This is a genomic window from Candidatus Zixiibacteriota bacterium, from assembly GCA_035380245.1.
Taxonomy (GTDB): Bacteria; Zixibacteria; MSB-5A5; order GN15; family FEB-12; genus DAOSXA01.
In genome coordinates this window covers 1,229,058-1,252,813 of the sequence record DAOSXA010000001.1, presented here as the reverse complement: position 1 = coordinate 1,252,813, position 23,756 = coordinate 1,229,058, and the positions used below count along the sequence as shown (strand labels likewise).

At 54.8% G+C, this 23,756-nt stretch carries 19 protein-coding genes and 2 CRISPR repeat arrays; of the genes, 16 read left to right on the top strand and 3 right to left on the bottom strand.

Features of this window, described 5'->3' with window-relative positions:
• The gene (locus PLF13_04745) at positions 1-252 is read left to right on the top strand and encodes a CRISPR-associated protein Csx3 (GenBank protein HOP06583.1); all 252 of its coding nucleotides are present in this window, start codon (positions 1-3) and stop codon (positions 250-252) included.
• Between the two features lie 250 nt (positions 253-502).
• A CRISPR array of direct repeats spans positions 503-1,285; the repeat unit is 20 nt; unit sequence ACCAAACATGGTATTGAAAC.
• A 57-nt stretch (positions 1,286-1,342) separates the two neighbouring features.
• A complete protein-coding gene (cas1, locus tag PLF13_04740) occupies positions 1,343-4,273 on the top strand; it encodes a CRISPR-associated endonuclease Cas1 (protein ID HOP06582.1) in 2,931 nt (976 codons plus the stop codon).
• Positions 4,274-4,773: 500 nt separating this feature from the next.
• Positions 4,774-5,278: a CRISPR direct-repeat array (repeat unit 35 nt; unit sequence GTGTACTGGCCAAATCAACCAACTGGTATTGAAAC).
• Positions 5,279-6,138: 860 nt separating this feature from the next.
• Here cas1 and PLF13_04735 read toward each other — a convergent pair.
• Positions 6,139-7,950: an FG-GAP-like repeat-containing protein gene (locus PLF13_04735; protein ID HOP06581.1), complete on the bottom strand. Its 1,812-nt coding sequence runs from the start codon at positions 7,948-7,950 to the stop codon at positions 6,139-6,141.
• Positions 7,951-8,170: 220 nt separating this feature from the next.
• Between PLF13_04735 and PLF13_04730 the strand changes: the two genes are divergently transcribed.
• Together PLF13_04730 and PLF13_04725 are read left to right on the top strand one after the other, a co-directional pair.
• Positions 8,171-8,857, top strand: coding sequence for a DinB family protein (locus tag PLF13_04730; protein HOP06580.1), 687 nt, complete (start codon positions 8,171-8,173; stop codon positions 8,855-8,857).
• On the top strand, positions 8,854-9,489 hold the full coding sequence (locus PLF13_04725; GenBank protein ID HOP06579.1) for a hypothetical protein: 636 nt from the start codon (positions 8,854-8,856) through the stop codon (positions 9,487-9,489). The genes PLF13_04730 and PLF13_04725 overlap by 4 nt, the downstream gene beginning before the upstream one ends.
• Before the next feature lie 210 nt (positions 9,490-9,699).
• Here PLF13_04725 and PLF13_04720 read toward each other — a convergent pair whose 3' ends face one another.
• Both PLF13_04720 and PLF13_04715 read right to left on the bottom strand, forming a co-directional pair.
• A complete protein-coding gene (locus PLF13_04720) occupies positions 9,700-11,010 on the bottom strand; it encodes a sigma 54-interacting transcriptional regulator (GenBank protein ID HOP06578.1) in 1,311 nt (436 codons plus the stop codon).
• A 299-nt stretch (positions 11,011-11,309) separates the two neighbouring features.
• Positions 11,310-12,338 (bottom strand): DUF1847 domain-containing protein, encoded by a 1,029-nt coding sequence (locus tag PLF13_04715; protein HOP06577.1) that lies wholly within the window; start codon positions 12,336-12,338, stop codon positions 11,310-11,312.
• 524 nt (positions 12,339-12,862) lie between these two features.
• On the opposite strand from PLF13_04715, the gene PLF13_04710 reads away from it, so the two are divergent.
• From PLF13_04710 to PLF13_04655, 12 genes are all read left to right on the top strand, one after another.
• Positions 12,863-14,305 (top strand): (Fe-S)-binding protein, encoded by a 1,443-nt coding sequence (locus PLF13_04710; GenBank protein ID HOP06576.1) that lies wholly within the window; start codon positions 12,863-12,865, stop codon positions 14,303-14,305.
• Between the two features lie 14 nt (positions 14,306-14,319).
• Positions 14,320-15,018 (top strand): hypothetical protein, encoded by a 699-nt coding sequence (locus PLF13_04705; GenBank protein HOP06575.1) that lies wholly within the window; start codon positions 14,320-14,322, stop codon positions 15,016-15,018.
• Positions 15,018-15,794, top strand: coding sequence for a 4Fe-4S dicluster domain-containing protein (locus tag PLF13_04700; protein ID HOP06574.1), 777 nt, complete (start codon positions 15,018-15,020; stop codon positions 15,792-15,794). The genes PLF13_04705 and PLF13_04700 overlap by 1 nt, the downstream gene beginning before the upstream one ends.
• On the top strand, positions 15,787-17,742 hold the full coding sequence (gene nrfD / locus PLF13_04695) for a polysulfide reductase NrfD (GenBank protein HOP06573.1): 1,956 nt from the start codon (positions 15,787-15,789) through the stop codon (positions 17,740-17,742). The genes PLF13_04700 and nrfD overlap by 8 nt, the downstream gene beginning before the upstream one ends.
• Positions 17,743-17,832: 90 nt before the next feature.
• A complete protein-coding gene (locus PLF13_04690) occupies positions 17,833-19,167 on the top strand; it encodes a sigma 54-interacting transcriptional regulator (protein ID HOP06572.1) in 1,335 nt (444 codons plus the stop codon).
• 189 nt (positions 19,168-19,356) lie between these two features.
• Positions 19,357-19,767: a NifB/NifX family molybdenum-iron cluster-binding protein gene (locus tag PLF13_04685; GenBank protein ID HOP06571.1), complete on the top strand. Its 411-nt coding sequence runs from the start codon at positions 19,357-19,359 to the stop codon at positions 19,765-19,767.
• Complete coding sequence (locus PLF13_04680; GenBank protein HOP06570.1) at positions 19,767-20,129, top strand: NifB/NifX family molybdenum-iron cluster-binding protein; 363 nt, start codon at positions 19,767-19,769, stop codon at positions 20,127-20,129. Before PLF13_04685 ends, PLF13_04680 begins: the two co-directional genes overlap by 1 nt.
• An 83-nt stretch (positions 20,130-20,212) precedes the next feature.
• Complete coding sequence (locus tag PLF13_04675) at positions 20,213-20,572, top strand: DUF5320 domain-containing protein (protein ID HOP06569.1); 360 nt, start codon at positions 20,213-20,215, stop codon at positions 20,570-20,572.
• 1 nt (position 20,573) lies between these two features.
• Complete coding sequence (locus PLF13_04670) at positions 20,574-20,867, top strand: hypothetical protein (protein HOP06568.1); 294 nt, start codon at positions 20,574-20,576, stop codon at positions 20,865-20,867.
• 4 nt (positions 20,868-20,871) lie between these two features.
• On the top strand, positions 20,872-21,759 hold the full coding sequence (locus PLF13_04665) for an ATP-binding protein (protein ID HOP06567.1): 888 nt from the start codon (positions 20,872-20,874) through the stop codon (positions 21,757-21,759).
• Positions 21,731-22,657 carry an ATP-binding protein gene (locus tag PLF13_04660; protein ID HOP06566.1) on the top strand — a complete coding sequence of 309 codons (927 nt, stop codon included), beginning with the start codon at positions 21,731-21,733 and terminating at the stop codon, positions 22,655-22,657. The genes PLF13_04665 and PLF13_04660 overlap by 29 nt, the downstream gene beginning before the upstream one ends.
• Before the next feature lie 30 nt (positions 22,658-22,687).
• The gene (locus tag PLF13_04655) at positions 22,688-23,074 is read left to right on the top strand and encodes a NifB/NifX family molybdenum-iron cluster-binding protein (protein ID HOP06565.1); all 387 of its coding nucleotides are present in this window, start codon (positions 22,688-22,690) and stop codon (positions 23,072-23,074) included.
• Positions 23,075-23,756: the final 682 nt, after the last annotated feature.

The window sequence follows — 23,756 nt, the reverse complement described above, 5'->3', positions numbered from 1 at the left end:
ATGGCAGCAGAGCACGTTACAATCAACGTCGAGGAGTTGTATGTCGGCCTGGCCAAACTCGATCAGCTTGAGGACTATATCCGGCGCGTCCTCGACCAGGCCGGCGAAGGGAACGAAGTCACCATCACCGGCAAGGGACCTATCTGGCTGTATTTGAGACTGGCCCATGCCCTGCACGGCAAAGCCCTGCGGTTGATTTACCAGGCGCCGAACGCGGAGAATGTGTTGATATTCGACCACAACCCATATTGAGGACGTTACGAAGGAACATGGCTCGGGCGAACCTCAATCGGAATGACTTGACTTTGTCGTCATACTGAGCTAATTTTGTGTATTAACGTGACTTATGGGACCGGGGAGCCGGCTTAGGTTCGCCATCGTTGTGAGACAATGGCTTACATCGCATTGTGAAGTCGTTCGGACAGGCGTCGGACCTGTTCTCCTGAGGTTCGCCATTAGCGGGTTCTAATGACAACCAGCACAGAGGTTTATGGCGCCTGCGGTGCTATTTGTCGCTACCAAACACGGTATTGAAACTTCTGAGATGAAAACCCGCGCCTAAATACAGTGCTATTTGTCGCTACCAAACACGGTATTGAAACTCTTTTGATCCCGGCATGTGATCGTGAGGGTGATGTGCTATTTGTCGCTACCAAACACGGTATTGAAACTGAGTTCAATGTATGTGGGATTGATTTCAAGGTGCTATTTGTCGCTACCAAACACGGTATTGAAACGAAGCGAATCTATGGCCATATTCAGAGCCTGAAGGTGTTATTTGTCGCCACCAAACATGGTATTGAAACCCTTTCATAGTGAGTCATGTGCCCTCCTGTTGTCGGTGTTATTTGTCGCCACCAAACATGGTATTGAAACTGGAGAAGACGGCCAACATGGCCATCAGAAATGTGTTATTTGTCGCCACCAAACATGGTATTGAAACCGTTATACGCCGATGACAGGTTGACCTTGTCCGTGTTATTTGTCGCTACCAAACATGGTATTGAAACCACGGTCCTTTTGTGTGTGTCATCGCTGGGCCTCCGTGCTATTCATCGCTACCAAACATGGTATTGAAACCAATCGGAGTCTGTGCCATAGCTTCAATCATTGAAGTGCTATTTGTCGCCACCAAACATGGTATTGAAACTGTTGTGCCAGAGTGTCTTCGGGAACACGTAGGTGCTATTCATCGCTACCAAACATGGTATTGAAACTGCTTCAGGTACTTGGTTTGATCATCCGTTTCAGTGCTATTTGTCGCCACCAAACACGGTATGTTGCAATTTCTACGCTTATCGGCCAAGGCAAACTGCACCAGATGAGTCAGTAGGTCTTCGTTATGAGTAAGCCTGCAACACAACAGCAAACATCGCTGACCTTCATCACGCTCGAGTTCACCCTCATCCCGCACCATCGTGTCCAGCTCCCCCCGCACCCCGGCTCCACCCTGCGCGGCCTGCTCACCGAAGCCCTGAAAGCCGACTGGCATCGGTTTAGCCGGGATATCCCGCCCGAAGAGAACACGTTCTGGAGAGCGGCCTTCGGGCTCGAGTCGAGCGGTCAACATACCCGCCCCTACTCCCTCCGCACGCCCGACTTCGACCGTCTCGTCGAAGCAGGCAAAGACGGGTTCACGTTTTCGCTGGTCCTGTTCGGCACAGCCGCTTGGTTCTGGCAACCGCTGATCGAACTGATCGCCTGGTGGGGCCAACAGACCGAACACCGCCGCGTCGGCGGGCGCTTCAACGGCAATTATGATCTGAGCCTCTGCCGTTGCCCGCACTCCGGAGCGATCCTTTACGAGTCGGGCCGTTTTTCGGGCGGCGAGCCCCGCTCGCTGGGCTGGCCGTTCGCCCGGGCACGATGGTCGGAACTCGGCAATCCCTCCCGCATTGATCTCGACCTAAAGTCACCGCTCTGGCTGCGCCGCCTCGCGAACGACCGCCGGCGGGAATATCGTTACTTCGATCTGGCGGCCTTCATGTCCAACCTTACTCTTCGTCTCAATCGGCTGAGCGAGTGCTACGGCGACAACGGCTGTTTCGCGGCCGAGGTTGACACCGATACTATCCGGGTTACCGACCACACCCACGATTTATCCTGGGGCATTAACTCAAACCGCGATCGCACCGGCGGCAAAGTCCGTGAGCCGACTCGCGGCCTGGTCGGAACGGTGACTCTCGAGGGGGACCTGTCGACTATCGGTCCCTGGCTCGTGCTCGGATCGCTCATCGGCGTCTGCAAAGGGACCCCGCAGGGGCTCGGACAATACGACCTGCATGTCCCGGAGTCGGACAATGCATCAGACTCCGCGGTCTCCCTCTTCGACCAGGTGATCGAGGCCGAGAACCTTCAGGCGGCACAGGAGAAAGTTCTGGCCGACGATCGTCACGAGGACGATCCCCTTGTCCCGGACCTGATCGAACTCTCCGACAGCTTGCACGAGGGAACCTATCGTCCGGCCGCGCTGCACGGAGTTGTTCTGCCCAAAGCTGCGGGTGGCTTTCGTTTTCTGGCCGTTCCCGGCCTTGAAGACCGGATCGTTCAGCGGGCCGTCCTGCACGTGCTTCGCCCGATCGTGGCGCGGACGCTGGAACAGTCATCGTACGCCTTCCGCCTCGGCCGGTCGCGCTACGACGCCGCGCGGATGATCGACCGGCTCCGTTCGGAAGGCTACGAATATGTGGTCGATGCGGATATCTCCCACTTCTTCGACTCGGTCGACCACGATCTGCTCATGTACAAACTCCGCAGGATCGTCGATGACCCGCGCCTGATAGAGCTGATCGACGGCTGGGTTAAGGCTCCCGTAAGATTCGCCAGACTCACCCTGGAGCGCGATCGGGGACTTCCTCAGGGGATGGTTCTCTCCCCCATCCTCTCCAATATTTACCTCGACGAATTCGATGAACGTATGGAACGCGCCGGTTACCGCATTGTCCGCTATGCCGATGACTTCATAATTCTCTGTCGCACCGGTCGGGAGAGATCCGAGGCGCTGGCCGAAGCCCGCGTCATTCTCATGGACATCGGACTGCTGGTGTCCGACAAGAAAACTCGGCTGACCAGCTTTCGGGAAGGATTTGACTATCTAGGGTTCCTGTTCCTGAACTCGATCATGATGGAACAGCCACAGAAACAGGAGCCGGACAACCTGTCCGTCGACGACGCCGAAGTTATCCGGGAGTTGGAGAAGCTGGGATATCATCTCAAGACCGGCCCGCCGATGAAAATCGAGCACTTCCCGGAGTTGCTTGTCAAAAAAGGTGCACCTCTCTATCGTACCCTGTGGCTCGACACGCCGGGCGCACGAGCCTGGTGTCGGGCTGGAGTTGTGACCGTATCCTGTCGTGGGGCTGAACTCTTGAACGTGCCATTGGCGCAGATCGGACAAATTATGGTGACCAGCTCGGCGGGGTTGTCGCCGGGCCTCGTCAACCACTGTCTTAGCCGGGGCGTCCCGGTGATATACATGTCGTATTCGGGCGACTATCTTGGCCGACTAGCCTCGGAGCAGGTTGATCCGACCGACGTATGGGAGAAACAACTGTCGCGTTCTTTGGAGCCGGAGTTTTGCGTCGAGGTCGCCCGCGAGTTGATCGCCGCCAAGATCGGCAACTTGCGCGAGGTCCTGCGCCGGCACAAAAGCAAGAATCCCGCGTTGCAGGGCGCCTGGGAAGACCTGGGGCGGATCGCCGAACTTGCGGCTGGCGTCCGCAGCATTGATACGCTACGCGGGCTGGAGGGGCGGGCATCCGCCGTCTATTTCGGAGTGTTTGCCAACATGATCGACTCGACCTTTGACTTCCCTGGCCGCAATCGTCGTCCCCCGCGCGACCCCGTGAACGTTCTCCTGAGTCTCGGCTATACGGTCCTGCGCGGAAACGTCCATTCTCTCGTCGAGAAAGCAGGCCTCTCCCCTTACATCGGCTTCCTTCACATGCGTCGCAAAGGGCACCCGGCGCTGGTTTCGGACATGATGGAGCCCTTTCGATTCCTCGTCGATCAGACGGTTATCCGTCTGATCAACCGGCGGCAGGTGAGGCCGAATCAATTCAAACGATCACTCAAGTCATCATTGCCCTGCCTGATGGAACCGGCCGCACGAAGGAACTACCTCTCCGAACTAGAGACTAAGTTAGGCGAGCGTGTTGATACGGGCGCCAACTTGCTTGATTGGAGACGAGTGATGGACGGGTATTGCGAGAGCCTGAAAGAGCACATCAACGGCGGTAACTCCGCGTTCCAAGCTTTTAGGTTGCGACTATGACGGTGATTGTGATCTACCGGGTCCGGTCTGCCGCGTTGCGACGCAGGCTGCGGAGCCTGTTAAATGCCTATTGCTTACCGCCCGCCCCCGGGTTCTATGAGCTTGATATCACATTGGCCCAGCTTCGGACAATACTGAACGCGCTAGCACGATTCGATTTTCGCGAGGGAGACAGGCTATACCTGTATCGCATGTGTCGGCGCTGCCGCCCCCAGTCGAGGTATTTCGGTGACGCACGTCCCGGGAATCTCCCAGACTTCTGGATTGCCTGATGGCGAACCTCGAGTAAAAACCGGGGTTAGCGGCCATATTGTGGTGCAAGTTGGTTGTGCGGTTGGGGTTTACGCCGGACGTCGCTCCTGCCTGGGTTCGCCATTGTTGTGAATTAACAACTTACAAGGCTTGACTGGCGCTTTTTGATGGAGTATGTTTTGACTGTGGAGGGGTTCGCCATTTCGGCATTCTAATTAATGGAGCTCCAGCAGCTTACGAAGGCCGCGGTGTACTGGCCAAATCAACCAACTGGTATTGAAACTCAATGGGAATCGGACCGTAGTGGTTGGTTGGGAGTGTACTGGCCAAATCAACCAACTGGTATTGAAACATTATATCGCCGTGATATACCCCGCCAATAAAGTGTACTGGCCAAATCAACCAACTGGTATTGAAACAATGCGTCATACATTCCTTTCTGCACGAAAGGGTGTACTGGCCAAATCAACCAACTGGTATTGAAACCTTTATGGCTGTCGTCGATGCCGAGGAATTGTGTGTACTGGCCAAATCAACCAACTGGTATTGAAACCCAGAACGATCACGGCTAATGGTGCGGTTAGTTGTGTACTGGCCAAATCAACCAACTGGTATTGAAACCCATTTTTGATGAAGTGGAAGTCAGTCAAGGGTGTACTGGCCAAATCAACCAACTGGTATTGAAACTTGAATAGTAGCCACGGCATTGGCGTACACGGTGTACTGGCCAAATCAACCAACTGGTATTGAAACCGCGTTGATGAACACTTCGGCAGGTTGGGTGCCGGTGTACCGGGCCTGGCATCGCCCTACACGGTGGGAGATGTAGAGTCTATGTTACTCTCAGGCCTGACAGACAGTGCCGAGTATTTCATCACACTTACGGCATTTGATATTGCCGGTAACGAGAGCGATTTTGGTAATGTGGTAAGCGCCATGCCAGTACCGGGATGCTGCCTAACCCCTGCGGATGCAAACAACGATCAGAGCGTAGATATTGCTGATGTTGTATTCATAGTTAACTACATGTTCTGTGAAGGCCACCCCCACCTTGTAAGGCACAGTTTGATCTGGACGGCAACTGCTCGATAGATATATCTGACTTGGTCTATTGCGTGATATACATGTTCCAGAGTGGTCCGGCACCTGTAGACTGCCACCATTGCCCGGAATAAGTCGGCTTGTCCTTTGGCCGATAGCTCATCCAGCACGTTTCGCTTAAACGGCTCGTCTGAAGTGGCTGAGCAGTGTATCAAATGTTCTACTCACGTCCTGCCCGGGGAGCTTTTTTATGCGAGTAATCACGGCGCTGCAACTACGGGGATTCATCTTAGAAAAAAGCTCAGTTGGCAGAGTCCCGCCGGGAAGTCAGACTCTCCCAGATGTTACCAACCGAGAACGGATTGAAAGTCAGGGCTTCTCTGATTTCAAATCATTACCCCTCACTATGATTTTACTCAATTATCGTGCAAATCCGAAGTCATACTTCGGATTTTCACGATATTTCTTGATTGATCCCGTGATTTTAGGACTTTCAAGCCGCTGGCTACGCTAAGGTTATGGATCATTAAAGCGTAGCGGTGGGGCTTGCCTCCACCGCAGAAGATCCCCCTCTACTCGCACGGAACCGGGGCGGCGGTGCCTCGGAAAAGGTAGTTGATCAGATAAGTCAGGTCGGAAATATCGGCCTTTCCCCCGGAACCGTTCACATCAGCGTTCTGCATGCAGCCAGGCGTCGCATGATCCTGAAACATCCAGGCGATCAAAAACACCAGGTCGGAAATATCGGGTTTGTCCCCGCCGTCCTGATTGATATCTCCGCGCATCGAGCAGCAACAGGAATCACCGACCCCGTCGCCGTCCAGATCCTCCTGGTCCGGATTATAGACATACGGGCAATTATCCGGCGGACAGTCGTCCGATCCCGACCCCGGGTCGCCCACACCGTCACCGTCCGAGTCGGGACAGACCAGCCAGGACAGCAGCGAGATATCGTCGCTTCCCCAGTCGGCCGCGGCCAACTCCAACCGTCCGTCGCCGTCAACATCTACGGCAATCAGATCGTTCGGATTGGTCCCGATCGTGTCAACGTCGAGCAGTTGAAAATCACCGCTGCCGTCATTAATAAAAACGGTAACGGTCCGGTCGGCGGACCCCGCCGAGGCCATGTCAATATACCCGTCCCCGTTGAAATCGCCGAGCGCGACGGAATACGGCGTATCACCCGTCGGATAGCTGACCGGCGGTGTGAAGGTGTTGTCTCCCTGATTCAGGCGTACGGTCAGGTCGTTGCTGAGCGAATTGGCCGAAACCAGGTCCATCCAGCCGTCCGCGTCAAAATCCGCCACGGCCACTTCGCCGGGAAAATCCCCCATATCGTACCCGACGTATGATGTGATCACAGGCCATTCATAGCTATATATGATAGCTGCCTGATTGGTGTAAACGTTGCCGGTAACGAGCGAAAGACCCCCGTCGTTGTTGAAATCGGCCAGGGCGATCGAATACGGCGCGGTCGTCGTCCCGAAGAAACACTCATCTCCCTGCTCGGGCAGGCCGTCCTCCGTGCCTATGAATACAGAAATACTGTGCGAGCCGGAATTGGCCACGAAGAAGTCCGGATACCCGTCGAGGTTCCTGTCGCCGGCAGCCACTGCGGTGGGATTGTCTCCCGTCGCAAGAGCATGCACGTTGCTGAAAAAGCCGTATCCGGCGTTCAGCATAACGAGAACCGAGTCAACATCCTTCAGCACTACCAGAAGGTCCATCGCGCCGTCGCAGTTCAGGTCGGCCGATGCGATATCATAAGGACGCCCCGGCACGGCGTACTCGGAATGATCCCAGAATCCGCCCGACTCCTTCTGAACGATGATCGAGACGGTCTCTCCGTACTGATTGGCAGTCGCCAGATCGACCAGGCCGTCGCCGTTGAAATCGGCTGCACAGATCGACTTCGGCTTCGAGCCCACCGTCAGCGAGGCAGGATTGCCCGGGAATCCATGTTCGGAGTTGGTCGCAACGGTGAATTCCCAGGTGTAATGCACCGAATAGTAATCCCCGTACGGGTGAGCGACAAGATGGGTCAATACAACTCGGACCTGCTCGCCGTACGCGAAAGGAACAGCACTCTTAAAGGAAGCTGTTCTATCCGTCAGGTCATAACTCACTTCTCCCTCATAGCGACCGAATAACGATCCCGAAACGAGGAAATCGGCCGTGCTAACGACACTATCATCGATATCCGCGCCGAAAGTCACCGTTATTGCCGCCGCCGGAGGGGCAGACATGGCGTTCATCGAAGGGTACACCGTCACATCCGAAAAGCCGGATGCTTCTGTTATCGCATCCGTGTCGGCAAAAGCCGTTGATGCCATCACAAATGTAACTGCGAAAACCAGAATCGACCGGTAGATATGTACTCCCATGGCTGCTAACCTCACATGTATGTTCCTCTTTGCTCTCACGATGCGGCCGGCCTCTCCCACCGTCAACCAAAACAGCGTCCAAGATTCTCTTTATCTGCGATTGCATCCAGCGTACTTGATCTATATGTTAAATAGGAATCTTTATTTCAGTGGGATTGGTATCCGTTTGTGAAAGAAACAACCCGTCCATAACTCTCACCAAGCTACGATGAGATATTCTATGACCTACCGCATCGGTGTTGAAGATATCGAGCCTCGTCATTGGGTCGCGTGGGTGTTCGATCTCCCCGGCTGCTATTCCAAGGCCGTTAATCGCGAAGACGCAATCGCCGGCGTTCCCTCCCGCATCGCCGACTATTTCGACTGGTTGGCGTCACACCAAAACCAACCCGGCAAACCGCCTGGGGACATTGAGGTGGAAATCGCGGAATCATTCCAATCGTTCGTCAGTGAGGGAGATTACATCGTCAACGCCTTTTTCGAGGATGACCGCCGTCCCATGAATCCGGACTACGTAGAGCACATCCGGTCACTGCTCGGCTTCACTCGCAACGATCTGACCCGCCTGGTTGACGGCATTTCCGCAGAGCAGCGTCAAACGCCCGTACCGGGAGAAGTACAGGGTACGATCGACGGAATCCTCAAACACGTCGCCTGGGCCGAATGGTGGTATTTCGATAGTCTTAACCTGGCGTTCCCGCAGGAAGAAATGCCCCAGGACGTTCTTCGGATGCTTGACCGGGTGAGGGAGCACACTCTCCGGCAACTGCCGCTCTTGACGAACAACGACACCCTCACCGAGCGTATGGGCGAGCGCTGGTCGGCTCGCAAGATCGTACGCCGGACCCTCTGGCACGAACGAGCCCACACCGAACAAATCATCCGCTACCTGAAACGAATGCCATGAACGGTTCAGTGAAAACAACCTGGAACGGCCGTATTGTCTCGGTCCAGCCAAGGATTCGGTTGATGCGCTCCTACGATGAGCGCAGTCACAGCTACCTCGGCTTCGTACTCGGCGTTGACGGTGTCTGCGGTGAAGAAACGGGCGAGTTTATGATTGCGGTCGGTCCGGTTGCCCACGAAAAGTTCCAATTCCGCTTCGGCATGGAGTTGAGCGGTGTGTCCGTCCCGGAAAGCGACCCGAGGCTGGAAACAGCCGGATTTTACAAAACGAGTCGGATCAAGATCATTGCGTTGTCAGACGGTGCGCTGCCCGACGGTCCACCCTTCCTCGGCATACCGCCGGAGCTACCCGAGTACCGCATGCGCGGCCATCGCCGCCTGGACCCGCGCATTTATTCGACCAGGTGCACGACCTGCATCTGGGGCTGCCGGATGCCGGTGGAGTTGATCACCGACAATTGGAAGCCGTGGATCAAGAAGTATCGCTTCGAGACATTTTGCTACGGACCTAAGAGCTGTCCGTTTTATCGAGCGGGAGCGACGCGCAAAGTCCCGGCTCGCGGGGGGATCTTCTACGAGGAGGAGAACTGGATCGACGAGGAATCCACCGCCCACCGCCAACCGGACGAGTGAGGTGGGGATGATTGTATGCTGCAAGCAAGCCGTATCACTATAGACTAAAAATCTTTGGGAATTTGATCTTCATTGACACCAGTATGGGGACGGGAAAAGACCTATTAATTCTCAAAAGGTATATATGACCAGGATTTGGGATACGTTCGGCACCGCCAAGATACGTCTACATTACACGTCGGCTTCAAATGGACGAGCAGAGCCTTCCCCCTACTCCGCTATCCCCAGCATCTTCATCTTGCGCCACAGGGTCGAGCGGTGCATCCCCAACTCCGCCGCTGCCCGCGAGCGATTGCCGTGATAACGATTGAGTGTCTGAAGAATTATCTCCCGCTCCGAGGTAACATTGTCCTCCGGTGTCTGTGAACTGACACGGGCGCTGATATGCGGCGGCAGATGCTCGATCCCGATCTCCGTCCCGTGGCACATCACGAAAGCGTGCTCGATCGCGTTCTCCAACTCGCGCACGTTGCCCGGCAGAGCGGCGTGACGCAGAACGGCCATCGCCTCCGGCGTCACCTTTTCGATTGCTTTCCCGCTCTTCTTGCGGAAAGCGGCCATGAAATGGTCGACCAGCAGCGGGATATCCTCGGGTCGCTCGCACAGCGGCGGGATGCTGATATTCACGACATTGATGCGGTAATAAAGATCGCGGCGGAATGTCCCCGCAGCTATGGCCGTTTCGAGATCGGCGTTGGTCGCGGCGATAATCCGCGCATCGGTATGCAGCGTCCGGGTCGATCCCAGGGGAATGTACTCGCCGTTGTTAAGCACCCGCAGCAGCTTCACCTGGAGCGCGATATCCATCTCGGAGATTTCATCCAGCAGCAGCGTGCCGCCGGCGGCCAGAGCGAACTGTCCCGGCTTGGCTCGTTTGGCATCGGTAAACGCTCCCTTCTCATAGCCGAACAACTCCGATTCGAGCAACGTGGCCGGCAGCGCCGCACAGTTGATGCGGATATAAGGCCCGTAGCGCCGGGGACTGAGATTGTGAATCACCTGAGCGAACAGCTCTTTGCCGCAACCGCTGGGCCCCTGGATCAGAACATTACACTCGGCGGCGGCAACATCGGGCAACAAGGCGATCAACTCGTGCATGCGGGTGTTGACACTGACGATATCTTCCAGCACCCGCTTCTGCTCAAAACTCTTGCGAATATGCTCAACCTCGGAGATATCACGGAAAAACTCGACCGCACCGATCGAATCGCCGCTGTCGTCTACGAGCATGGTAGTGGTGATTTGAATCGGCACCTCGCGGCCGTCGCGGGTTACTATCGTCACGCGGGCATCGCTAACCGGGTCGTGCGTCTTCAGGGTATCCTTCAGCGCACACTGGCGATGACATATCTCCGTTCGGAAAATATCGAAACAATGTTTGCCGACAGCATCCTCGCGGGTAAATCCGGTGATTCGTTCGGCCGCTTTGTTGAAAGAAGTAATTACACAATTGTTGTCAACCGTGAACACCCCTTCGTTGATACTGTTGAGTATGAGCCGACTCAGTTTTTCTTCAACCATAGATATCCGCCGATACGGTTCCAGCCTGTTAAGTCAATATGGGGAGTATTAACCATTTCGCAATGTCTAATCGTTCCTGAAATGATTCTCCAACGGCGTCTTCAGGACAACTAAATCACCCGGAACCACCGGACAAACGAACATTTCGAAATGGAACACGTTCAATCGGATGTTGTGCTTCCCCGAAAGACTCCGGGCATATCAAAAGCCCAATCCCCGCGTTTGGAACAATGAGCACAAAATACCATCGCATTTAAGGTCGGGACAGCCATGGATATGGCATTGCAATCGCATCACGCTCATCGGTCTTCATCTTCCGGAATTCGGCCCCGGGTGGCGCTAATCGCTTCCTTGAGATAGTAATCCGAGTAAACCGCACCGATCGGATTGTTGGCCAGCGACTTGTCCTTAACGAATAAAGTCGTCGTGGGGACATCGCTCAACTGGGAAAACAGACAATCCGACCCGATACAAAGCCCGACCACCACGTTAAAATCAGTCTTCAGACGATTCAACACCGCCGCCTGCCCGGCCGGATTACAAGCCACCAGTCTTCCCGAGGATGACCTCGCCGACACCGTTTCGGTCGTACCGTCGGTCATGAGCGAGCCGTTCACCTTACAACACACCGGATAAACCTTGAAAAACCGCCTCAGCACCCGAGCCAGAATATCGGCCGGCTCCTCGAGATCGACACAATAAGCCAGGCCGATCTTTTCATAGCGCATCTCGATACAGAAATAGATCAATTCCGATAAGCGGCAAAGCGTTCGTTCACTCTCGAATGAAATGTCCAGGGCCGCTTCCCTGATGCGCTGGTGCTCACGCTCGTCGGGGATTTTGGGCGTGTCGGTTCCGGCGGCCGCACAGCTCTTCCCCAGCAGGCAAATTTTCTCGCGACAGGACAGGCAGTCGATAAAATCCATTACCTGATTATTCCCGCCCTCTTCCCGATCGCTGTCCTTTTTCGATTTGCTGTTTTCTTCGGGCAGAGGTTTCTGAGAACGATCCAATCCAAAGCCGGATCGAAGTTTCCCCGCCTGGATCGCATCGATCAACTCCTCGACCGACGCCGCCACATTGTCGATTACTTCAAGATTCTGTGCCGCCAGATACTCACGCTCCCGACGACTGACGCCACCGCAAACGAAGACATCGACTCGATTGTCGACCAGCAGCTTAGCCAGGTCCAGCAGCGTCGGCGTAGTCAGCTTAGTGGTCGACTGTCTCATGGTCTGGTTGCGTCGTTCTTCAACAACCAACAAAGCCTCGGCGCAGCTTGATCTTGGTGCTACTCTCTCGCCCAGTAATGGTATTCCATATCGCATCCGATCAACTCCTGCCCTGGTCCTTTCGCAAGTAGCGTGCCGAACCGTCTTCCTGATTATACCACCTTGATGCAACACCGTGAGACATACGTGTCGAAAGCTGAGAGACATCAATGGGAATTATATAAGTAGCTATCCTAATACAACATAACAAATCAAAACAATACCTCGCTATAAGGACTGCAAGCAGCCCACAGATAATAGTAGCAACGATATAAAGGGTGTTGCATTAGCGTTGCATTACGTTGCACCAAACGACAATACGTTGCAACACTTGCAACATAAACAGTGGGCTCATTATAGCATTCGCAACACTGCCAAAGGCCTATAATGAGCACGGCATGAAGCCCTGTACGAAACCCTCACTTTGCTATGTAAGGCTTTGATAATAAAGCGGAAAGCCGAAATCAGTACCTGTCGCCATGCGATCACATCGCAGCTCTTTCGATATCACCCCGATCAGTTTGGTACGGCCTTTGCATGCTGGCTCGCCAAAAAAGCGGAAACGACAGAAAGACATAATTATGGATGGTTCAAAAGACCCTGCCACACCGAAAACACCGGCGCCGGCTCCTGATGTGAAGAAATATCCGTACTACATCGAGAATCCGGTAACCGAGAATCGTGTGGCGCGGTTCCTCGAGGCATTCGCCGCAATCCTGGAATACAGCGATTATCGACCGCTACTCGATTCGTATTGCAGATCGAGCGCCAAGTGCAACCGCTGTGCGGTGTCTTGCCCCCTCTTTTTGACAACCGGCGAGCAGCGCGACATTCCTTGTTATCGCACGAACCTGTTACTCGAAACCTATCGACGGTATTTTACCATCGACGGCTGGATGAAAGCTCGCGTATCGGGCGGTTTCGAGTTGACCGAAGGAATTATCGACGAAATGCTCGATGGCTTCTATCGCTGCACCGCTTGTCGGCGGTGCACTCGTGAATGTCCGATGGGAATCGACCACGCCCTCGTTACTCACCTGGGCCGGTACATTCTCAGTATGATCGGGATCGTCCCCAAAGCGCTCCAGGTCAGTGTCAGGGAACAACTCGAGGGAGAAACCCGCAACACTTCGAAAGTTCCCAAAACCGCCCTGCTCAACACCCTCGAATTCCTTTCCGAGGAGTTGGAAGAACAAATCGGCGTCAAGATGGAATTTCCGGTCGATCAACCCAACCGCGACCTGGTCTTTTTCTGTGCGGTCAGCGATTATCTCATGGAGCCGGAAACGCTGATGGGCAACGCTGCCGTCCTTTACGCGGCCGGCGATTGGGATCGCTGGACGATCGGCACCGGCAATTACGACGGCATCAACTACGGCCTGTTCTACAGCGACTGGCATCTGGAACGGATCATCAAACAACTGGTCGGTGAAGTGACCCGTCTTAACGGCAAACGGGTGTTGATCGGTGAATGCGGTCACGCTTCCCGTTCAGCCCATGATTTCGTGCCGGTGTTCGGAGGTCGCGAGGCGTATCCCGTAATCAATTTCATGGAATACACTCTCGAATGTATCCGTAAGGGTAAAATCAAACTCGATCCCGATATCGTCGAAGAACGAGTGACCTATCACGATCCGTGCAATATCGCTCGTTCCGGCTGGATTGTCGAACAACCGCGTGAGATACTCAAGACGTTCGTGAAAGATTTCGTCGATATGAAACCGGACGGCCGCGACAATTTCTGCTGTGGCGGCGGTGGTGGACTGGTTTCGGTCGATGAGATACACGAGTTCCGTATGAGTATCGGCGGACGAGTTAAAGCGGAGCAAATCAAACAAACCGGCGCCAGTATCTGTATCGCTCCCTGCGCCAACTGCAAAAAGCAGCTCAAAGAGCTGGTTGAATACTACGACATACCGTGCAAGGTCATGGGCCTTCATGACTTGATCCTGAAGGCAATCTATGTCCCCGGCGGTAAGACGCCCGCTGAACGCAAAGAAGAAGCGGCAATGTTCGAAATGTAAAGCCTGAGGATATCATGGAACAATGGATTGAATTCGCAAAAGGGCCTCTGTTCGCATTCTCCTTCCTGGTGATGATTCTCGGGTTGGCCCGACTCGTACTGATCCAGGTCTATTCACTGGTGGCCGGAAAAGGACGCCGCCTGCGCAAAGCCCCCTGGGGTAAGATGATTGCCGAAGCAGGTAGTTGGGTGATCCCGGTCAAGCACCTCATTCCGGGGACGAAGATTTTTTCGACTGTCTCCTACCTTTTTCACTTCGGCGTCCTGATCGTACCGCTGTTCCTGGCGGACCACATCGTCCTCTGGGAAGGCCTGCTGGGCGTCAATTTGCCGCAGATCGGATATGGTCTCGCGGATCCGCTGACCCTGTTTACGATCGCCTGTGTGCTGGTCTTGCTGGGTTTCAGAGTGATGTCGCCTCGAACCCGCTCCATGAGCACCAAGACCGATTATTTGCTGTTGCTGGCCGTTCTGGTGCCGTTTGTCACCGGTTACCTGGCGTTGCATCCGCAGTACAACCCGTTCCCCTGGGATGTCACGATGCTGCTTCACCTGCTCAGCGCCGAGCTGTTGTTAGTAATTATCCCGTTCACCAAGCTGGCGCACATCGTTCTGTTTTTCTTCGATCGTGTCTCCGGTCTTCATTGGCAACTGCGACCGGGATCGGGTGATCAAGTGGCCGAAGCTCTTTACGGTAAGGAGGCTAAAGTCTGATGTACGGAATACTGGTAGACGTAACTCGCTGTGTCGCCTGTGAAAAATGCGTGGCGGCCTGCGTTGCCCGCAACAAGGGAAACAGCCAACTGGCCGACCGCGATCGGGCAACGACGAAAGACGGCCTCTCTTCGCATCGTCGCTCGGCCATTATCTCGGTCGATGAAGGCCGCTTTGCCCGCAAGAGCTGCATGCATTGCCTCGAACCGGCCTGTGTTTCCGCCTGTCTCGTCGGTAGTCTGAAAAAAACCGCCGACGGACCGGTTATATACGACAAAGACAAATGCATCGGCTGCCGCTATTGCATGCTGGCCTGTCCGTTCCATGTCCCGCGTTACGAGTGGGATCAAACCAAACCGTTCGTAACCAAATGTGACCTCTGCTACGACCGTATCGAGCAGGGGCAACTTCCCGCTTGTGTCGAAGCCTGCCCCGAGGGCGTACTCAAGTTCGGAGATCGCGATCAACTCATGGCCGAGGCCAAAAGCCGCATCAAGGCCGAACCGAATCGCTATCGCGATCATGTCTGGGGCGAGAAGGAATTCGGCGGTACTTCCGTGATCTATATCTCGGATGTCGACCTGGCCGAACTCAACTGGCCCGATACCGGCGCCGACTCGATTCCGGAACTGACCGAACCGCTGGTACACAAAACACCGTTCATCGGGCTCGGTGTCGCGGTCGGATTGATTAGTCTGAACTGGATCGTCAAACGCCGCAATAAACTGGCGGGCGATGATGACTCTGCCAAGCATTCGGAGGAAAACCATGAGTAGCCGCACCCGTACTATTAAGGATATCCTCTGGGTATTAGCATTGTCCGGCCTGATAGCGGCTGTGTTCCGCTTATGGTTCGGCCTCGGCGCTACGACCAATCTGTCCGATGCCTACCCCTGGGGATTGTGGAAAATCCTCAACATGATTGGCGGCGTCGCTCTTTCGACTTCAGGCTTTACCGTCGGTTTCCTGGTTTATGTCTTACGCATCAAGCGGTTCCAGCCGCTCATGAAACCGGCTATTCTCATCGCCTTCCTCGGCTATGGCTGCTCCTGCGCAGCCCTGCTGCTGGATATCGGCCTTCCCCAGCGTTTCTGGCATCCGATATTCATGTGGAACATAAATTCATTCCTGTTCGAGGTCTTCTGGTGCGTGATGCTGTACTTCACCGTGACGGCTATCGAACTGGCGCCTATGATCTTCGAACGACTGCGGGCCGAAAAGATCGCTCATTTCCTGCACCATATTGCCATCGTAGTGGTCATCATCGGTATCTCGCTCTCCAGCCTGCACCATTCATCGCTTGGCTCACTTTTCCTCGTGACGCCGCAACGCTTGTATCCGCTCTGGTACACTCCCTGGTTGCCCTGGTTGTTTATCATCTCGGCTATGGGCGCCGGCCTGATGGTGGTGGTTCTCATAAGAATGCTCTGGGCTTATTGGTATGATCACGATACGGTGTTCGGTCCCAGGGCGAACCATACCACCCCGCTCATTCGCATTTCCAACGACTCCACGACAGCGGTTCCGGCTCGCGGCCCCGAAGGCCCCGAGATGCCCGCACTGCGTTCCCTGGCAACCATTGCCGCCTGGCTCCTTGGTCTCTACCTGGTATTCAAAGTGGTTGATCTCTTCCTGCACGGCGGCTGGAGTACCCTCATGGTCGGGAACTGGGAAAGCTGGCTGTACCTGATCGAACTTACTCTCACGGCCATTCTGCCGGTGATCTTGATGATTCTCCCCTGGTCCCGCCGCACTCCGGCCGGGGTAGCGGTGGCCGCAACCTCGGCGGCCGTTGGCCTGGCGTTGAACCGCGTCGATGTCGGTATTCTCGGCTATGTGCACGATGCGGGAGTACTCTACTTCCCGACTTTGGTCGAATGGATGGTGGGACTTGGAGTAGTCGCCGCAGCCGGACTGGTTCTCTTCTTCCTCGCCGAGAACATGCCGGTGTTCGGTCCCGGATCGACCGAAACGAGCAGCCCGGTCGGCAAGTTCAAGCTGCCTAACGGCAGTCTCAGCCGGCTTTGGAGCACGACCCTGGCCGACAGTCTGCATCGCGTTACCCTGATCGCGGTGTTCATCATTCCGTTGGCGTACGTACTGATGTATCCGCCCTACGGCGAAACCTGGGCGCAACCGATACGTCCCGCCGACGGTCTCGATGCCGAACGCGCCACGCTTTGCATCGACGGCAACAAGGACGGAGTCGAGACGATTTTCGCCCATGCCGAACACCAGCACCGTTTCGGAGATTCCGCTTCCTGTGTGAAATGCCATCACCTGTCAATGCCGGGAGATCACTCGACTCCTTGTTCGCGCTGCCATTGCAGTATGAACGATCCGACCAACATCTTCAGCCATGACGTGCATACCGCCGCCCTGGTGAAAGTGAAACACCTTGGCGGTTTACACCCTGAGAATTTCACCTGTCAGGATTGCCATGCCCCCGGATCTCCGCGAACCGCAGCCACGGCCAAAAACTGTATGGAATGCCACCGCGAGAACATGGTGCCTCCGGGAGCAGTGGAACAGTCGAATAATCTCCTGATGGCCTGTTCGTATCGCGAAGCGATGCACGGCACATGTATCAAATGTCACCAACATGAAGCGATTCAACTGGACCAACCGCATCTGAGTGACTGTCAGACCTGTCACCAGACGTTACGCCCCCGAGAAACCACGGTTCAAACACTTGCTTCTCAGGCGGACCGGACGGCTAACTGACATAAAAATTCATTACCGTGATTTGATAGCCCGGTCGGATTCATCCGATCGGGCTATTGTACATAGTCATCAATCTGTTATATTGCCGCCATGAATGATAAGCCACAATACCCGGCGGCGACCGAGGCCATCCTCGACAGTATCGCCGACGGAGTTTTCACGGTCGACCGGGACTGGCGCATTCAGTCGTTCAACCGGGCCGCTTCGAAAATTACCGGCATCCCGCGCGAGGAAGCCATCGGTCAACAATGCTGCGATGTCTTCAGGGCATCCATCTGCGAGACTTCCTGTGCTCTTCGGGCTACTATCGAAAGCGGCGAACCGATCGTCAATCAAGCGATCTATATCATCAACAGCGAGGGTGAAAAAATCCCGGTCAGCATTTCGACCGCGATTCTCAAAGATGCCGACGGCAACGTCATCGGCGGCGTAGAAACATTTCGGGACTTGAGAACGATCGAACATCTGCGCCGCGAACTGGAGAAACGCTACACTTTCCACGATCTCATCAGCAAAAACGCCCGAATGCTGGAGATATTTGACATCCTTCCTTCAATCGCCGAAAGCGACAGCACCGTACTGATCGAGGGCGAAAGCGGCACGGGAAAGGAATTGATCGCCCGGGCGATTCATGATCTGTCGAAACATCGCGAAGGCCCGGTGGTTACGATCAACTGCGGCGCTCTTCCCGATACCCTCCTGGAAGCAGAACTGTTCGGTTACAAAGCCGGGGCGTTTACCGATGCCCGCCAGGACAAACCGGGCCGCTTCGCTCTGGCTGAAAACGGTACGATTTTCCTCGATGAAATCGGCGACATCTCCCCCGCCCTGCAGGTCCGTTTGCTCCGCGTACTTCAGGAGCGGACCTATGAACCGCTCGGCGGCACTGAGACAATCACCACCAACGCCAGGATTATTACCGCCACCAATCAGAACCTCGAAAAACTGGTTGCTGCCGGTAAATTCCGTAAAGATCTGTTTTATCGCATCAACGTAATCAAACTGGTTCCCCCTCCTCTGCGCGAACGGAAAGAGGACATCCCGCTTCTCATCAATCATTTTCTCGACCATTTCAGCTCTCTGAAAGGTAAACTGATTACCGAGATATCTCCGGCTGCATTGTCGATTCTCATGGATCATGACTATCCCGGAAATATCCGGGAGCTTCAGAACATCATCGAACACGGCTTCGTCGTTTGTCGCGGCTCGATGATAACGACCGACCATCTTCCCGAATATCTCAGACCATCAAAAACGGAAACGGCACATGAGTCACCCAGTCTCGACGACTTGGAGGCTCAACTAATCATAAATACCCTGCGTCGACATGACTGGAACCGAAGTCTGGCCGCCGCTGAATTGGGAATACATAAAACTACCCTGTGGCGTAAAATGAAACGTTTTGGCATTCAACCGCCTGAATGATACACATCACACTAATTGCATTATTGCAATTTATAACACATATATAATTGCATATATGCAACTGTTAATGACATTATCGCTTCTCTAAACAATCCAATTAGAATTATTATTTCGTTGCAATACAAGACGTTAATCTGTATTTGCATTGACAATCGGGCAATCGGCATAAAACATGCTTAATAATCAGGCATGTCAGAGAAGATTGCAATACCGATATGTCGCGGCCGTGTCTCACCGGTCCTTGATTCCGCCGAACAGATTTGGATCTGCGAGGTCGACTCAGCTGATGCCGGTTCTCCGCGTCTGGTCGAGGCCGGTCCCAACGACATCCAACGGCGTACCGAGTTTTTCTGTCGTCTGGGTGTAAACACCCTCCTGTGCGGAGCTCTGTCGCGGCCGTTTCATTATCTTTTGGAGCGCGCCGGTATTGTTGTCATACCCTGGCTGACCGGAACCGTCGAAGAGATCCTCACCGCTTATTTTGAGGGACGCCTTGACGCTGATTGTTACCGCATGCCGGGTTGTCGGCGTCGACGCGGCGGGTGCCGGGGAAGAATCCGAGGCAGACAAAATCGAAATAATAACAATAGGAAGTTCTAATGAAAATCGCAGTTTCAGCTCAGGGAACGGACATGAACAGTCCGGTAGATCCGCGCTTCGGTCGCGCCGCCCATTTCGTCATCTATGACACCGAAACGAAGAATTTCGAGGTGCTCAGTAACGGCGACAACGCCGCCGCCGCTCAAGGCGCCGGGATTCAGGCAGCTCAGATGGTCGCTGATCAGGCCGTCGATATGGTCGTGTCCGGCAATATGGGCCCCAAGGCGTTTCAGGTGCTGCGGGCCGCCGGTATCAAGATGGTATCCTGGTCCGACGGCACGGTTCAGGAGGCGATAGATATGATCGAGAGCGGTCAATATGACCTGATCGATCAGGCCAATGTCGGAGGACATTGGAAATAGTCGGAAAACCGTCAGTTCCGGCAGTTGCGATAAAAAACGAAAAAAAGTCGGTATATATAAACCTAAGCCAAAGGAGGCTTGTTATGCCAGGTGGAGATAAAACCGGACCTCTTGGAGAAGGCCCGATGACAGGACGCGGAGCTGGATATTGCAGCGGCAATGACCAGCCCGGATATATGAGTAATTGGGGCGCTGGACGCGGCGGTGGATTCGGTCGCGGTGGTCGTCGCGGCGGCGGCGGCCGGGGATTCAGACATCAGTATTACGCCACCGGTCAACCGGGATGGGCCCGCGGTCGCGGCAATGTTCCGTTTTACCGGGAGCCGGTTGACGTTGCGCCCGAAACAAATGAGCCGGATCTGAGCAAACAACTATCGGCTCTTAGAAACGAGATTAAGGATCTTCGGCGTCAGTTGGATGATCTGAAATCAGGAGAGAAATAAAATGATAAGACAGTATTCTCCCGGTAGCGGTCGCGGCGGTGGTGGTGGCCGTGGCGGCGGCGGCGGTCAGGGCCAGGGAGGCGGTCGCGGACAAGGCCAGGGCGGCGGCGGTGGTCGCGGACAAGGCCAGGGCCAAGGCGGCGGCATGGGTCGCGGCGGCGGTCAGGGCCGTGGCGCCGGTGTCGGCGGCGAGTGCGTCTGCAGCAAATGCGGCGCCACTGTACCGCATCAGCAGGGCGTCCCCTGCGTTGAAATGAAATGCCCCAAATGCGGGGCGCCGATGGTCCGTAAGTAAAACTATGGAAGATCATCGGATTCATATCGCAATAGCCAGTGGCAAGGGTGGTACGGGCAAGACCACTCTTGCCACAAATCTTTCTGTGGCTCTGGCCCGAAAAGGGATGACGGTCACCTATGCCGACTGCGATGTCGAAGAACCGAACGGACATCTCTTCCTCCCTCCCGATCCGGAGAAACAGGACGAAATTTCCGTGATGATCCCGGTTGTCGATGAAACAGCCTGTAATAGCTGTGGAATATGTGCCGCGATTTGTGAGTTCAACGCTCTGGCGGTCATGGCCGGGAAGTTCCTCGTTTTCCCGAGCTTATGTCATGGTTGCGGCGCTTGTGTGGCGCTCTGCCCGGAGCGAGCACTCTCGGATGGATTAAGACCGATTGGGTTGATCCACTCCGGACCGGTGCGCGGTCTTTCATTTATAGGCGGCAATTTGAATGTGGGTGAAGCCCAGGCTCCTCCCTTGATCAAGGCGATCAAGAAGCGGATAGCCGACACGAAACTGGCTATACTAGATGCCCCGCCCGGAACTTCATGTCCCGTAATCGAGGCTGTTCGCGGCGCCGACTATGTCGTTCTCGTTACCGAACCAACCCCGTTTGGCCTGAACGATCTTCGCCTCGCCGTCAGTATGCTGCGTGAAATTCAAATCCCGTTCGGGGTGGTTATTAATCGCTGCGATATCGGCAACAGCCTGGTCAAAGATTATTGCGAAACCGAGGCCCTGACCATACTGGCCGAACTGCCGTTCAGCCGGGATGTCGCGCGGGCATATGCCTCCGGTCATCTCGCAATCGACCTTGACAAAGATTTCGAGAACCTTTTGTTGAACTTGTTTGAAAAGATACATCGAGAGACAGCCAATGTTCGAACTGGTAGTAGCGAGCGGTAAAGGAGGCACCGGCAAGACCTCCATGGTTGGTAGTCTGGCCGACCTGATCGGTCCGGCCGTCCTGATCGACTGCGATGTCGATGCCGCCAATCTTCATCTTATAGTCCCTCACCGAATGACTGCCGAGCATGATTTTTCCAGCAGCAGTAAGGCGTTTCTCGATCCCGAGATCTGCACTGCCTGCGGCGTATGCGTCGATTCCTGCCGGTTTGAGGCCATCAGTATGATCGCCGATTCGAAAAGCCAATGGGGCGTTCGGATCGAAATTGATCCACTCGCCTGCGAGGGCTGTGGTTTATGCACACACCTCTGTGCTTTTGGAGCGTTGTCGTTCAACAAAGTCTCCAGCGGTCGCTGGTTCGAGTCGGAATACGAAAACGGGCCGTTCCTGCACGCCAAATTAGGTATCGCCCAGTCCAATTCGGGACGACTGGTATCGTTGCTGCGAGAAACGGCTCGCAAAACCGCCGCTGCTCGCGGATTGGATATGATCCTGGTCGATGGCCCGCCCGGTATCGGCTGCCCGGTCATCGCCAGTCTGACCAATGCTTCCTATCTGCTGATCGTAACGGAGCCTTCCCTGTCAGCCATCCATGACATGACTCGGCTCGTGGAACTGGCCGAGCATTTCAAAATAAAAACCGGCATTTGCATCAACAGGTACGATATCGACGTCGAAATCAGCGAGCGGATCGACCGTTTCGCCGCCGAAAAACAAATTCCCGTTCATGGCCGGATTCCTTTCGATCCTGCTTTTACACAAGCGCAATTGCAAGGGAAGTCTTATATTCAGGTCAGTTCGCCCGAGGGAGTCGAACGTATTAAACATATCCTGCGCGGTATTGCAGATCACGCCGGGTTGAACGATGAAAACGACAAAAAGAAATTTGCAGTATAAACGAATAGAAACGGTTTTTCAGGAGCATTCATGAAAATAGCAATTCCTACCGCCAACGGCGTTCTTTGTCCGCACTTCGGACATTGTCAGCAATTCGCGATAATTGACGCTACGGTCGAAACCAAAACCATCGACAATATCGAAATGCACACTCCGCCGCCGCATGAACCGGGCTCATTCCCGAAATGGCTGGGCGAGATGGGTTGCGATGTGATCATCGCCGGCGGCATGGGAGGTCGCGCTGTAGAGTTGTTCGAACAAGCCGGCATTGAAGTTGTCATGGGGGCCGCATCGGATAAACCGGAAGAGATCGTCCTCGCCTTCCTGGCCGATCAACTTGCGACCGGGGCTAATCCCTGTGATGATCCGAACTTCCACGATGAAGCCCACGGATCCGACCAGTGCCACGAAAACTAAGTCGCAGCTAGCCTATAAGTGACTGACCGAAGCCTCCGTCAATACGGGGGCTTTATTCTTGTACCCTCGCTCCCACAGTCGAGTTGGGCAGGTCTCCCCGAGTGCACGGTGTCAAGACATAGGTTACACATTGTGTCAGGACATTGGTTACACATTTGGTATAAGTTAGACTCACGCGGCGGAGACAAGCCCCGCCGCTACGCGTTTAAGAGCCATAACCTCGCGTAGCGGGCGGCCTTGTGTCGCCCGCATTATAGATGTGTTTTAACTGAATATCCGAACGTATGACCTTTTCAACACTCCCGGCTGGTGGCCCACCCGTCCACGGGTGGGATTACAGATCATAGCAACAACACAATGGCATGTCTCGGAGAGACATTTCGTGGGCGGCAGACCTCCCGGTGTGTACCGTGACATGGTAAACAGGTGTTCCGGGACATAGGTAACAGTATTATGGCATTCGTGGGCGGCAGACCTCCCGGTCTGCCCCTGTGTCTGTACCTTTTTTATTTGTCGCTGGTGGCCCACCCGTCCACGGGTGGGATTACAGATCATAGCAACAACACAATGGCATGTCTCGGAGAGACATGCCCTACCCTGTCAGGGTTGCAAGCAACCTGACCTACGAAGACTTGCCGGTACCATCCCGTAGATCGTGGGCGGCAGACCTCCCGGTCTGCCC

Excerpts from the sequence above, each read along its gene's own strand:
- PLF13_04735 (HOP06581.1), bottom strand. The coding sequence starts at position 7,950 with ATGGGAGTACATATCTACCGGTCGATTCTGGTTTTCGCAGTTACATTT.
- cas1 (HOP06582.1), top strand. The coding sequence starts at position 1,343 with ATGAGTAAGCCTGCAACACAACAGCAAACATCGCTGACCTTCATCACG.
- PLF13_04705 (HOP06575.1), top strand. The coding sequence starts at position 14,320 with ATGGAACAATGGATTGAATTCGCAAAAGGGCCTCTGTTCGCATTCTCC.
- PLF13_04710 (HOP06576.1), top strand. The coding sequence starts at position 12,863 with ATGGATGGTTCAAAAGACCCTGCCACACCGAAAACACCGGCGCCGGCT.
- PLF13_04665 (HOP06567.1), top strand. The coding sequence starts at position 20,872 with ATGGAAGATCATCGGATTCATATCGCAATAGCCAGTGGCAAGGGTGGT.
- PLF13_04725 (HOP06579.1), top strand. The coding sequence starts at position 8,854 with ATGAACGGTTCAGTGAAAACAACCTGGAACGGCCGTATTGTCTCGGTC.
- PLF13_04680 (HOP06570.1), top strand. The coding sequence starts at position 19,767 with ATGAAAATCGCAGTTTCAGCTCAGGGAACGGACATGAACAGTCCGGTA.
- PLF13_04685 (HOP06571.1), top strand. The coding sequence starts at position 19,357 with ATGTCAGAGAAGATTGCAATACCGATATGTCGCGGCCGTGTCTCACCG.
- PLF13_04730 (HOP06580.1), top strand. The coding sequence starts at position 8,171 with ATGACCTACCGCATCGGTGTTGAAGATATCGAGCCTCGTCATTGGGTC.
- PLF13_04745 (HOP06583.1), top strand. The coding sequence starts at position 1 with ATGGCAGCAGAGCACGTTACAATCAACGTCGAGGAGTTGTATGTCGGC.
- PLF13_04690 (HOP06572.1), top strand. The coding sequence starts at position 17,833 with ATGAATGATAAGCCACAATACCCGGCGGCGACCGAGGCCATCCTCGAC.
- PLF13_04700 (HOP06574.1), top strand. The coding sequence starts at position 15,018 with ATGTACGGAATACTGGTAGACGTAACTCGCTGTGTCGCCTGTGAAAAA.
- nrfD (HOP06573.1), top strand. The coding sequence starts at position 15,787 with ATGAGTAGCCGCACCCGTACTATTAAGGATATCCTCTGGGTATTAGCA.
- PLF13_04660 (HOP06566.1), top strand. The coding sequence starts at position 21,731 with ATGTTCGAACTGGTAGTAGCGAGCGGTAAAGGAGGCACCGGCAAGACC.
- PLF13_04670 (HOP06568.1), top strand. The coding sequence starts at position 20,574 with ATGATAAGACAGTATTCTCCCGGTAGCGGTCGCGGCGGTGGTGGTGGC.
- PLF13_04655 (HOP06565.1), top strand. The coding sequence starts at position 22,688 with ATGAAAATAGCAATTCCTACCGCCAACGGCGTTCTTTGTCCGCACTTC.
- PLF13_04675 (HOP06569.1), top strand. The coding sequence starts at position 20,213 with ATGCCAGGTGGAGATAAAACCGGACCTCTTGGAGAAGGCCCGATGACA.
- PLF13_04715 (HOP06577.1), bottom strand. The coding sequence starts at position 12,338 with ATGCGATATGGAATACCATTACTGGGCGAGAGAGTAGCACCAAGATCA.
- PLF13_04720 (HOP06578.1), bottom strand. The coding sequence starts at position 11,010 with ATGGTTGAAGAAAAACTGAGTCGGCTCATACTCAACAGTATCAACGAA.